Origin of the sequence: Amycolatopsis sp. 195334CR, from assembly GCF_017309385.1 — a bacterium.
In the GTDB taxonomy this organism is placed as follows: domain Bacteria; phylum Actinomycetota; class Actinomycetes; order Mycobacteriales; family Pseudonocardiaceae; genus Amycolatopsis.
In genome coordinates this window covers 2,237,047-2,247,897 of record NZ_JAFJMJ010000002.1, presented here as the reverse complement: position 1 = coordinate 2,247,897, position 10,851 = coordinate 2,237,047, and the positions used below count along the sequence as shown (strand labels likewise).

Below are 10,851 nucleotides of genomic sequence, written 5' to 3'. Positions count from 1 at the left end.
GAGCGGGGGAAACGGGTCACAACGCGATGTAGAACCAGCTTAAACGCGCGTCACCACACGGCCGCCGGCGTACTGCACACCGGTGATCCGGCCGTCCGCGGTCCGCAGGAACCGGTGGTGTTCGGTGAATTCGTCGCCACGCAGTCCTTCCGGGCTTTCCGGCGGCGCGGTCCGCTCCCCCGCCTTCCCGGCGATCTGGAACACCAGGTTCGGGTAGAGCGTCAGCCGCGAGCCACCGCCGTGGCCCTGCTGGAGCACCAGTTCGCCGGATTCTTCGGCACGCACGTCGATCACCCGGCCGCCGGACCGGTACCGCCCGGTCAGTTCGGCCGCTGCCGCACGGAGTTCTTTGCCGGACAACGGTGTTCCCGGATCGGGTACGTGGTAGGCGCCGGGGCCGAAGCCTCGCGCCGCGAGGTCGTCGAGGAACCGGTCGGCCAGTTGCCTGCCCGAGGTGGCGTTGGTCATCAGCACCAGTGCCGTGCCGGTGGCCGGGTGGATCCGCAGGGTGCAGGTGGCGCCACCGGTGTTGCCGTCGTGGCCGAGCCACTGGCGGTCGAATCCGGCGAGGCCGAGCCCCCAGGCGTTGGCCAGCCCGAACGGTTCGGCCCCGGGAATCGTCCGGCCCATCTCCTCGATCTGGGCCGGTTCCAGGATCGGCATGTCCGCCGGTAACCCGCCGCAGTGCGGCAGCGCCAGGGTCAGCAACCCGGCCGCGGTGGTGGTCAGCGCCCCGGCCGGGACCACCGCCAGCGGCACCTCGGGCTCGACCACCTGCACCGCACCGGTCGGCAGGTGCACCGCGTGCTGGGTGATCCCCGGCCCGGGTTCGCTGAGCACGCCGCCGGGCACGCCCAGCGGGTCGAGCAGGAACGACCGCACCGCCTCCGCCCACCGCATCCCGGTGATCTGCTCCACCAGGTACCCGGCCACGACGTAGCCGAAGTTCGAGTAGGAGAAGGTCTTCCCCGGCTCGCAGACCAGTTCCTCACCGCGTCCGGCGAGCACATGGGCCCGCAGTGAGGCACCCGGCCGCACCTCGGCGCCGACCATGTCGGGCAGGCCGCTGGTGTGGCTGAGCAGTTGCCGGACGGTCGCCGACCCGGGCGTGCCGCCGCGGAGCTCCGGCAGCCAGGTCGCGATCGGCTCGTCCAGTTCCAGGTCGCCGTCACCGACCAACTGGAGCACCAGGGTCGCGGTGACGAACTTGGTCACCGAGCCGAGCGGGAACAGCGAATCCGGCGCGACCGGTTCCCCTCCCGCCCGCACGTGCCCGACCTCCACCTGGGTCAGCACCCCGTGTTCGTACACCGCCAGCTGCGCGCCCGGCACGCGGTAGCGGCGCACCAGCTCGGTCAGCAGTTCCACCCGTTCGTCCACACCGGACTCCCCTCGGTCGCCGGGCACTCAGGCCGCCCCGGTGAGCGCGGCCGCGGTCATCGACTTGTAGGCCAGCGCGTCACACAGGGCCAGCCAGCTCGCTTCGACGATGTTCGGGTGCACGCCGACCGTCCGCCAGGTCCGTTCCTCGTCCCCGGACTCGACGAGCACCCTGGTGATCGCGTCGGTGCCCTGTTCCTGGGGCAGGATCGAGACCTTGTAGTCGACCAGCCCCACGCTGGCGATCCACGGGTACGCGGGCCGCAGCGCCTCGCGCAACGCGGCGTCCAGCGCGTGCACCGGGCCGTTGCCCTCGGCGGTGGCGATCACCCGCCGGCCGGCCACCCGCACCCGGACGGTGGCCTCGGAGGTGATCTCACCGTCCTGGCGGCGGTCCAGCACCACGCGGTAGGACTCCAGCGCGAACGGCGCCTCGGGTGCTTCGGCCATCTCCGCGCGGATGAGCAGTTCGAGTGAGGCGTCGGCCGATTCGAACGACCAGCCCTGCGCCTCCAGTTCCTTCACCCGCCGCGCGGAGCAGCGCAGCACCTCCGGTGAACCGGCCAGGTCCAGCCCGAGCTCCCGTCCCTTGAGCTCGATGCTGGCCTGGCCGGCCATCTCGGTGACCAGCACCCGCATGCCGTTGCCCACGGTCTCCGGAACGATGTGGTTGTACAGCTCCGGATCCACTTTGATCGCGCTCGCGTGCAGACCCGCCTTGTGGGCGAAGGCCGAGTTCCCGACGTAGGCCTGGTGGGCGTTCGGGGCGAGGTTCGCGATCCTGGCCACGGCGTGCGAGACGCGGCTCAGCTCGGCCAGTGCGCCGGGCGGCAGCACCGGAAGCCCGAGCTTGGTCACCAGGTTCCCGGTGACGGCGAACAGGTCGGCGTTGCCCGCCCGTTCGCCGTAGCCGTTCGCGGTGCACTGGGCGTGGCTCGCCCCGGCCTGCACCGCGGCGATCGTGTTGGCCACCGCGCACGAGGTGTCGTCCTGGCAGTGGATGCCGAGCCGGAACCCGGTCCTGGCGGCCACCTCACCCACGGTCTCGGCCACCTCCAGCGGCAGCCGACCGCCGTTGGTGTCGCAGAGCACCGCGACATCGGCGCCCGCGGTCACCGCCGCGTCCAGCACGCGCAGCGCGCAATCCGGGTCGTGGTGGTAGCCGTCGAAGAAGTGCTCGGCGTCGAGGAAGACGCGGCGCCCTTCACGCACCAAGAAGCGGACGGTGTCGGCGACCATGGCGCAGTTCTCGGCCACGTCGGTGCGCAGTGCGGCGGTGATGTGCCGGAGGTCGGCTTTGGCCACCAGGGTGATCACCGGTGCGCGCGAGTCGAGCAGCGCCCGCACCTGCCGGTCCTGCTCGACCGGGACACCGGCCTTGCGGGTGGCACCGAACGCGACCAGCGCGGCGTGCCGCAGGTCCAGTTCACCGTCGGCGGCCCTGGCGAAGAACTCGGTGTCCTTCGGCAGCGCGCCCGGCCAGCCGCCTTCGATGAAGCCGACACCGAGTTCGTCGAGCAGCCGCGCCACGGCGAGCTTCTCGGTGACCGAGTACGAGATGCCCTCGCGCTGGGCCCCGTCCCGCAACGTCGTGTCGTACAGGTGGAACCGGTCCCCCAGCGGGGTGCCTGCCGGAGTCGTGCGCACCATCGCTCACCGCGCTTTCGCCAGTGCCCCGGCGAGCAGGCCGACAAAGGCGGCCGGGGCGTTCTCGAGGTAGAAGTGGTCGCCGGGCAGCACGTGGTGCTCGAACCCGGCGGTGGTGTGCGCGGCCCATCCCGCGGCGTCCTCGGGCGGGAAGGTGCCGTCGGACTCCCCGGCGATCGCGGTGATCGGGCAGTCCAGGGGCGGGCGCTCGACGTAGTGGTAGGTGCCCGCGATCCGCAGATCGTTGCGCACCACCGGAAGCGCCAGTTCGCGCAGTTCGGGGTCGGCCAGCACCCGGCTGTCCATGCCGCCCAGCTCGCGCAGGTAGGCGAGCACACCGGCGTCGTCGCGCCGGTAGACGCTGTGCGGCCGCGCCAGCGAAGGTGCCGCCCGTGCCGAAACGACCAGCCCCGCCAGCGCGCTGCTCTTGGCGATCCGGGAGGCGACCTCGAAGGCCACCGTCGCGCCGAGGCTGTGTCCGAAGAGGATGGTCGGCCGGTCGAGCCGGGGACGGATCGCCTCGGTGATCCGGTCGGCCAGCACGGCCATCTCCCCGATCAGCGGTTCGGAGATCCGGTCCTGGCGGCCGGGGTACTGCACGGCCAGCAGCTCCACTTCGGACGGCAGGAACGCGGGCCAGCCGCGGAAGAAGCTGGCGCTGCCCCCGGCGTGCGGGAAGCAGACCAACCGCGTCGCGGGGTCCTCCGGTCCGCCGAACCGCCGGAGCCAGCGCGCCTCGGTCCGTTCGCGTGCCGCGGTCATCCGGCACCCCTTTCACCGATGTGGTGGAGCCAGCCGTGGTGGTCGGGCCGGGTGCCGCGCTGGATGCCGAACAACCGCTCGGCGAGCCGGGCGGTCACCTCGCCCCGCCCCGGCACGGTCCAGGAATCCGTGGCGGATCGGACCTCGCCGACCGGGCACACCCTGGCCCCGGTACCGCACGCGAACACCTCGGTGATTTCGCCGCCGCGGCAGCCGTCCCGCCACTCCGCCGCCGAAAGCCGCTCCTCCCGCACCGGGATGCCCAGGTCCCCGGCCAGGGTGAGCAGGGAGGCCCGGGTGATGCCGGGCAGAATCGTGCCGGTCAGCGGCGGGGTGAGCAGGCTCGCGCGGTCGCCCGCGCCGAGCACGAAGAACAGGTTCATGCCGCCGAGTTCCTCGACCCACTTGCGTTCCACCGGGTCGAGCCAGACCACCTGGTCGCAGCCGTGCGCGGCGGCCTGGGCCTGGGCGGCGTACGCGCCCGCGTAGTTGCCGGCGCACTTGGCCGCGCCCGTGCCACCGGCCGCGACGCGCGTGTACTCCTCGCTCAGCCACACCGTCACCGGCTTCAGCGTGCTGCCGAAGAAACCTTCGGTCACAAAGGCGATCACCAGCAGCCGGTACTCCACAGCGGGCCGGAGCCCCAGGTCCGCCTCGCTGGCGAACAGGACCGGGCGCAGGTACAGGCTCATGTTCGGGTCGGCGGGCAGCCAGTCCTGGTCCTGGCGCACCAGCTCCGCGGCGGCCTCCAGGAACAGCTCCACCGGTGGCGGCGGCATCATCAGGCGGCGGGCCGAGTTCCGGAACCGTTCGGCGTGCTCGTCGGGACGGAAGAGGGCGACCTCCCCGTTCTCGCCGCGAAACGCCTTGAGGCCCTCGAAAACCACCTGCCCGTAGTGCAGGCCGACCATCGACGGCGGCATCTCGATCGGCGCGAACGGCCGGAGTTCGGCCTCGTGCCAGCCGCGTTCGGCGGTCCAGCGCGCGGAAACCATGTGCTCGGTGAACACCGAGCCGAACGCGGGCTTGCGCAGCCGGGCCGCGCGGTCCGCCGCGGACAGCCGCGAGGCGACCGGGTGGACGGTGAGCGAGGTGGTCACTGTCGTCATGGGACTCACCTAGACCATCGGGGCGAAGAAGAAGGTCTCACGGGTGCTGAACCGGCCGTCCGCGCTGATCGTGAAGAAGTCGGCGAACCGCAGTTCGACCGCGGTGCCGTCCTTCAGCGTGCCGGTGAAGTCCCCGTTCACCGCGACCAGGTCGTCGTGCGCGACCACCGAGGAGATCCGGTGCTCACCCCGCTCGATCACCCTGGTGCCGCGGTAGAACTCGCGCAGTTCGCGGTGGCCGACGATCGGCTCGTAACCCGGTCGGCGGTAGACCGTGTCCTCGGTGAACGACGCCACCACCCCGTCGACGTCACCCGCGTCGACGAGGCGGTAGTAGCGGCGCACGGCTTCGACCGGAAACTCGGGCAGAACCGTCATCTCGATCTCCCAACACACCCCGGAATTTCGCTTGCGCGAACCAGCTTCGTCCGAGGTGGACGACCGGACAACGCGGTTAAGGCACCGCGAAACAACCGCGTGCTACTCGCGCGTGCCGATCGCCTCGACCGGCCGCGTCCGCATGGCCAGCCGTGCCGGGATCATGATGGACAGCAACGCGATCAGCGCGGTGACGGCCAGGATCGCCAGGTAGGTCAGCACATCGACGGCCGGGTACGGATCGGCCCGCTCGCTCAGCCCGAGGCTCACCCCGACCAGCGGCGGCACGGCCAGCACCGAGCCGATCACCGCGGCGATCACGATCACCACGAAGGCCTCGGTGCGCATCATCCCGCTCACCTGCCGCCGGTCCGTGCCGACCAGGCGCAGCAGGGCGAACTCGCGGCGGCGTTCCGCGGTGGCCATCACCAGCGTGTTGGCCACCCCGATGGCGATGTAGGCGAACACCGCGATCAGCAGCAGCGTGGTGGCCAGCCCCTGCATCTCGAACTTCCCTTGCTGCGCCGCGGAAAACCCGGCCCGGTCCTGCACGCCGACCCCGAGGTACTTGGCCGCGACGCCCTCCAGCGCGGTCCGCACCGCCTCGGCCGCGCCCGGCTCGGCCTTGACCAGCACCATGTCGTCGAGCCCGTTCGGGCTGTGCGCCAGCAGCACGTCCCTGGGCAGGGTGAGGTCACCGAAGCCGAGCCCGTTGCCGTAGACGGCCACCACCATCGGGTTGATCGGCGTGCCGTCGCCGAGGTGCAGCTGGATCCGCTGCCCCGGCCCGGCCTCGAACAGCTCCGAGCCGACCTGGCTCAGCGCCACGGTGTCGCCAGTGAGCTGGTCCATGCTGCCCTGGCGGACGTCGAGGTCCATGTTCGCGGCCAGGCCGGCCGGAGCCACGCCCTGCGCGCCGAAGGCACGCGTGCTGGAGTTGGTCGCCCCGGCCACGAAGTAGTCGCCCAGCAGCTGCGTGCGCAGCACCGGGGTCGCGGTGGCCACTCCCGGCACGGCCGCGACCTCGTCCGCGATCCGGGGTGACAGCCCGGACGCACCACCGCTGACCACGTAGTCGGCCACCACGCCGGCACTGGCCTGGTCCTCGGCGATGGCCATGCGCGTGGTGCCGGTGAACAACTGCACCGACGCGATCGCGATGGCCAGCACCAACGGGGTGATGGCCGAGGCGAGGCGGCGTGAGTTGGCCCGGGTGTTCGCCGCGGCCAGGTAGCCACCGGTCCGCGAGCTCGCGCGGAGGAACGGCCCGAGCATCACGATGGCGATCACCGCCAGCCGCGGGCCGAGCAGCGCGACCGCGATCACCAGCACCACCACCGACATCGCGGCGGCACCGGTCGCGGTGTCCCCGGAGACCACCAGCGGCAGCATGGACAACCCGACCCCGGCGGCCAGCAGCAGCACGCCGACCACCGAGCGCACCCAGCCGAGCTTCGGCGACTGCACCGCGGCCTCGCCGAGCGCTTCCACCGGGCGGATGCGCGCGGCCTTGCGCGCGGAAAGCCAGCCGGCCACCCGGGCCGCGACCACGCAGAGCACCACCGCGACCAGCATCGGCACCGGGCCGGTGACCAGCGCGAAGTCGGCGGGGACCAGGCCGATCCCGGCGAAGGCGTCCCGCATCGCCGAGCTGAGCAGCACCCCCGGCACCAGGCCGAGCAGGGCCGCCACGAGCGCGACGAGCACGCTCTCGATGCCGATGAGGCGGTGCAGTTGCTTCGGCGTGGCCGCGATCGCGCGCAGCAGTGCCAGCTCCCGGCGCCGCTGCTGGATCTGCAGTGCCAGCGTGCTGGCCACGATGAACAGCGCCACCATCAGCGCCACCCCGCCGAACGACCCGGCCACCGCGACCAGCGTGCCCTTGGCCTGCGCGACGTCGAGGAACTCGATGGCCCCGCGCTCGTCGCCGGTGAACAGCTGCACCCCGCGCCCGCTCAGCGCGGTGTCGATCCGGGTGGCCAGTTCCGCCGGGTCGGCCCCGGCCGCGGGCAGCACGCCGACCGCGTCCACCTGGCCGGGGTGACCGCCCAGCTTTCCCGCCTCCGCCGGGGTGAAGAACACCGCGTGCTGGCGGAGCTCACCGTCCCCCGACAGTCCGGTGAGCCCCACCACGCGGTATTCCGACGGCACCGCGCCCACCGCGAGGGTGAACCGGCTGTCCACGCCGAGCCCGAGTTCGCCGGCGAGGCGGTCGTCCAGCACCACCTCGTTCGCCCCGGCCGGGGCGCGGCCGCCGGTCAGCTGGAACGGGCCGAGCGCGGCCGAATCCCAGCCGTGCCCGTACACCGCGGCCGACGCCGGCCGCACGATCGCGCCGTCCTTCGCCATGGTCACCGGGAAGCTGACGTCCCCGAGCGCGGAGGCCACCCCGGGCACCGCGGCCACCGCCGCCACCGTGTCCGCGGGCAGCCGGACCCGGCCGCCGTACGGGATGTCCGGCACGTTCGGGTCCTCCAGCGCCTGCTTGGCGCCGACCACCACCGGGGCACCGGCGTACCGCTCGGGCGGCGCGCCGGAGTTCAGCCCCGATTCGAGCAGGATCCCGCAGCCGGTGATCAGCGCGGAAGCGGCGAAGAGCGCGATGAAGGCACCGGCGAAACCGCCCTTGCGCCCCTTGATCGTCCGCCAGGCCAGGCCGAACATCGGTTCACCACTCCCCGAGCCTGGTCAGCCGGTCGGCCACCTGATCGGGCGACGGCCGTTCGAGTTCCCCGGCCAGCGCACCGTCGGCGAGGAACACCACCCGGTCGGCCCAGGACGCCGCCACCGGATCGTGGGTCACCATCAGCACGCGCTGACCGAGCGTGTCCACCATGCGCCGCAGCAGCTCCAGCACCTGGTGCCCGGTGCGGGTGTCCAGCGCGCCGGTGGGCTCGTCGGCGAAGACCACGGTGGGCTGGGTGATCAGCGCCCGCGCGATCGCCACCCGCTGCTGCTGGCCGCCCGACAGTTCGCTCGGCTTGTGCTTGAGCCGGTCGGAAAGCCCCACCTGCGCGACGATCTCGGCCAGCCACGCCTTGTCCGTCTTCACGTTCGCCAGCCGCAGCGGCAGGGTGATGTTCTCGGCCACGGTCAGCGAGCCGATCAGGTTGTAGGCCTGGAAGATGAAGCCGACCCTGGTCCGCCGCAATTCGGTCAGCTGGGCTTCGGTGAGCTGGGACAGATCCTTATCGCCGAGCCGGACCGCGCCGGAGGTCGGCCGGTCCAGCCCCGCCGCGCAGTGCAGCAGCGTGCTCTTGCCGGAACCGGACGGGCCCATCACCGCGGTGAAGCTGCCGTGCGGCAGGTTCAGGTCCACCCCGCGCAGCGCGTGCACCGCGCTTTTCCCGGTGCCGTAGACCTTGGTGACCGCCTCCAGCCGGACGGACTCGGCCGTCGCCCGCTGTTCCATCACGGCCTTTGCCGCTCCATTCATTGCTGTTCCCCCGGGTTCTTCTCGGCTGCGGCGATCGTATTTGCCGCCGGGAGCGGCGGACAATCTGGCAGGACCCCGCTTCCGGGGTACAGCCAGCTGTACCGCCCGGCCGGGCGACCCCGGTCCGGTGGACAGCGGCGACCGGGGTCGGCTAGGCTCCACCACGGGGAATTCACGGGGGAACAGCGAGTCACGGCCTTGTCGGACATGGCGGACACAGCGGATAGCGCGGATCAATTCACCGTCGAAAGCGCGGTTCTCCGCATTCGAAATCGATTCCTCGACACGGTCCGCTCCTGCCGATATCTGTTCGGCGGATTCGGCACTTCCCTGCTTTCGGTGCTGACCCTGGCGCTGTTGCCGTTCCTGGTGATCGTGCTGAGCATCCTGCTCATCGGGGTGCTGCTCATCCCCGGCGTGATCAGGGGGTCGCGGCGGCTGACCCGGCTGGAGCGCCGCCGGATCTCCCGCTACCTCGGGGTCGAGGTGGCCGAGGACTACCGGCCGCTGACCGGGCCCGCCTCCACGCGGCTGCACGTCGCGCTCACCGACGAGGCGACCCGGCGCGATCTGCTGTACCTGCTTTTCCACGCCACACTGGGGATCTTCCTCGGGGTGGCCGGGCTGGCGCTGACCGTGGGCACGCTGTTCGCGGTGTCGGTGCCGCTGTGGTGGTGGCTGGTCCCGGCCGACCGGCCGGTCAGCATGATCTACCAGATCAGTTCCTGGCCGCGTGCGTTCGGCATGCTCGGCCTGGCCACCGGTTACACGCTGATCGCCATGCTGATCGCGCCGCCGCTGGCCCGGTTCCACGCCGGGATCGGCAGGCGGCTGCTCTCGCCGCCCCCTCGGCGGCGGCTGCGGCTGGCCGAGCAGGTCGCGCAGCTGACCGTCAGCCGCGCCGCCGCGCTGGAGGCACACGGGATCGAGCTGCGCCGGATCGAGGGCGCGCTGCACGACGGCACGCAGAACCGGATCGTCGCGGTGTCGATGCACCTGGGCATGGTGGAACGGGCGCTGCGCCGGGATCCGGCCACCGCGCTGCCGCTGGTGCTCAAGGCGCAGGACGCGGCCACCGACGCGCTGGCCGGGCTGCGCGAGGTGGTCCGCAGCATCTACCCGCCGATCCTGGCCGACCGGGGACTGGCCGGCGCGCTGTCCGCGCTGACCTCGCGGTCCTCGATACCGTGTGAGCTCAACGTGGACCGCGTGCCGCCGATCCCGGCCGCGGTGGAGGCGGCCGCCTACTACATCGTCTCGGAGTCGCTGACCAACGTGGCCAAGCACAGCGGCGCGGAGACCGTCGAAGTCTGGGTGACCAGTGAAAAGGACAATCTGTTGATCACAGTCTGCGATGACGGGCACGGGGGCGCCGACGAGGCGCTCGGCACCGGCCTGATGGGGATGCGCCGCCGGATCGCGGCGTTCTCCGGCGAGATGTCGCTGAGCAGCCCGCCCGGCGGTCCCACCGAGCTGAACGTGGTGCTGCCGTGCGAGTCGTGATCGTCGAGGACGACGCGCTGCTGCGCGAAGGACTGGTGCTGCTGCTCCGGTCGGAGGGCTTCGAAGTGGTGGCGGCGCTGGAGAACGCCGTGGACTTCCTCGCCGTGCTGGGTGCCGAACGGCCGGACGTCGCCGTGGTCGACGTCCGGCTGCCGCCGACCTTCCGCGACGAGGGGCTGCGTGCCGCCGTCGAGGCCCGGCGCCGCTACCCCGGTTTCCCGGTGCTCATGCTGTCCGCGCACGTGGAGCACAGCTACGCCACGGAACTGCTGTCCGAGGGCGGCAAGGTCGGTTACCTGCTCAAGGAGCGGGTCGGCAAGGTGGAGAACTTCCTGGACTCCCTGCGGCGCGTGGTCGAGGGCGGCACGGCCATCGACCCGGAGGTGATCGCGCAGCTGCTCACCCAGCAGAAGAAGGGCGACGCGCTGGGGAACCTGAGCAAGCGCGAGCTGGAGGTGCTGGGGCTGATGGCCGAGGGCTACGACAACAGCACCATCGGCGGCATGCTCTTCGTCACCGAAACCTCGGTGAGCAAGCACATCCGCAGCATCTTCGCCAAACTCGGCCTGCAGCAGAGCGAAAGCGGGCACCGCCGGGTGCTGGCGGTGCTCGCTTACCTCCAGGAAGCGCACTGAA

At 71.7% G+C, this 10,851-nt stretch carries 9 protein-coding genes; 2 read left to right on the top strand and 7 right to left on the bottom strand.

Translation table 11 applies throughout. From position 1 onward, the window contains the following. Positions 1 to 39 precede the first annotated feature (39 nt). From JYK18_RS33405 to JYK18_RS33375, 7 genes are all read right to left on the bottom strand, one after another. Positions 40 to 1,380 (bottom strand): serine hydrolase, encoded by a 1,341-nt coding sequence (locus tag JYK18_RS33405; protein WP_206807387.1) that lies wholly within the window; start codon positions 1,378 to 1,380, stop codon positions 40 to 42. Positions 1,381 to 1,407: 27 nt separating this feature from the next. Further along, a complete protein-coding gene (gene cimA / locus JYK18_RS33400; RefSeq protein WP_206807386.1) occupies positions 1,408 to 3,030 on the bottom strand; it encodes a citramalate synthase in 1,623 nt (540 codons plus the stop codon). A gap of 3 nt (positions 3,031 to 3,033) precedes the next feature. Continuing rightward, positions 3,034 to 3,789 carry a thioesterase II family protein gene (locus tag JYK18_RS33395; protein WP_206807385.1) on the bottom strand — a complete coding sequence of 252 codons (756 nt, stop codon included), beginning with the start codon at positions 3,787 to 3,789 and terminating at the stop codon, positions 3,034 to 3,036. Beyond that, positions 3,786 to 4,898 carry a branched-chain amino acid aminotransferase gene (locus tag JYK18_RS33390; protein ID WP_206807384.1) on the bottom strand — a complete coding sequence of 371 codons (1,113 nt, stop codon included), beginning with the start codon at positions 4,896 to 4,898 and terminating at the stop codon, positions 3,786 to 3,788. The genes JYK18_RS33395 and JYK18_RS33390 overlap by 4 nt, the downstream gene beginning before the upstream one ends. A 9-nt stretch (positions 4,899 to 4,907) precedes the next feature. After that, positions 4,908 to 5,276, bottom strand: coding sequence for a nuclear transport factor 2 family protein (locus JYK18_RS33385; RefSeq protein ID WP_206807383.1), 369 nt, complete (start codon positions 5,274 to 5,276; stop codon positions 4,908 to 4,910). A 102-nt stretch (positions 5,277 to 5,378) separates the two neighbouring features. Continuing rightward, on the bottom strand, positions 5,379 to 7,940 hold the full coding sequence (locus JYK18_RS33380) for an ABC transporter permease (RefSeq protein WP_206807382.1): 2,562 nt from the start codon (positions 7,938 to 7,940) through the stop codon (positions 5,379 to 5,381). Positions 7,941 to 7,944: 4 nt separating this feature from the next. Continuing rightward, positions 7,945 to 8,688: an ABC transporter ATP-binding protein gene (locus tag JYK18_RS33375; RefSeq protein WP_206808278.1), complete on the bottom strand. Its 744-nt coding sequence runs from the start codon at positions 8,686 to 8,688 to the stop codon at positions 7,945 to 7,947. 288 nt (positions 8,689 to 8,976) lie between these two features. On the opposite strand from JYK18_RS33375, the gene JYK18_RS33370 reads away from it, so the two are divergent. Continuing rightward, positions 8,977 to 10,215, top strand: a complete 1,239-nt coding sequence (locus tag JYK18_RS33370) for a sensor histidine kinase (RefSeq protein WP_374195090.1) — start codon at positions 8,977 to 8,979, stop codon at positions 10,213 to 10,215. Further along, entirely contained in the window at positions 10,203 to 10,850 is a 648-nt protein-coding gene (locus JYK18_RS33365; protein ID WP_206807380.1) for a response regulator transcription factor, read from the top strand. The genes JYK18_RS33370 and JYK18_RS33365 overlap by 13 nt, the downstream gene beginning before the upstream one ends. Position 10,851: the final 1 nt, after the last annotated feature.

Coding starts and splice junctions, on each gene's coding strand:
- cimA (WP_206807386.1), bottom strand. CDS start 3,030: ATGGTGCGCACGACTCCGGCAGGCACCCCGCTGGGGGACCGGTTCCAC.
- JYK18_RS33395 (WP_206807385.1), bottom strand. CDS start 3,789: ATGACCGCGGCACGCGAACGGACCGAGGCGCGCTGGCTCCGGCGGTTC.
- JYK18_RS33390 (WP_206807384.1), bottom strand. CDS start 4,898: ATGACGACAGTGACCACCTCGCTCACCGTCCACCCGGTCGCCTCGCGG.
- JYK18_RS33385 (WP_206807383.1), bottom strand. CDS start 5,276: ATGACGGTTCTGCCCGAGTTTCCGGTCGAAGCCGTGCGCCGCTACTAC.
- JYK18_RS33380 (WP_206807382.1), bottom strand. CDS start 7,940: ATGTTCGGCCTGGCCTGGCGGACGATCAAGGGGCGCAAGGGCGGTTTC.
- JYK18_RS33375 (WP_206808278.1), bottom strand. CDS start 8,688: ATGGAACAGCGGGCGACGGCCGAGTCCGTCCGGCTGGAGGCGGTCACC.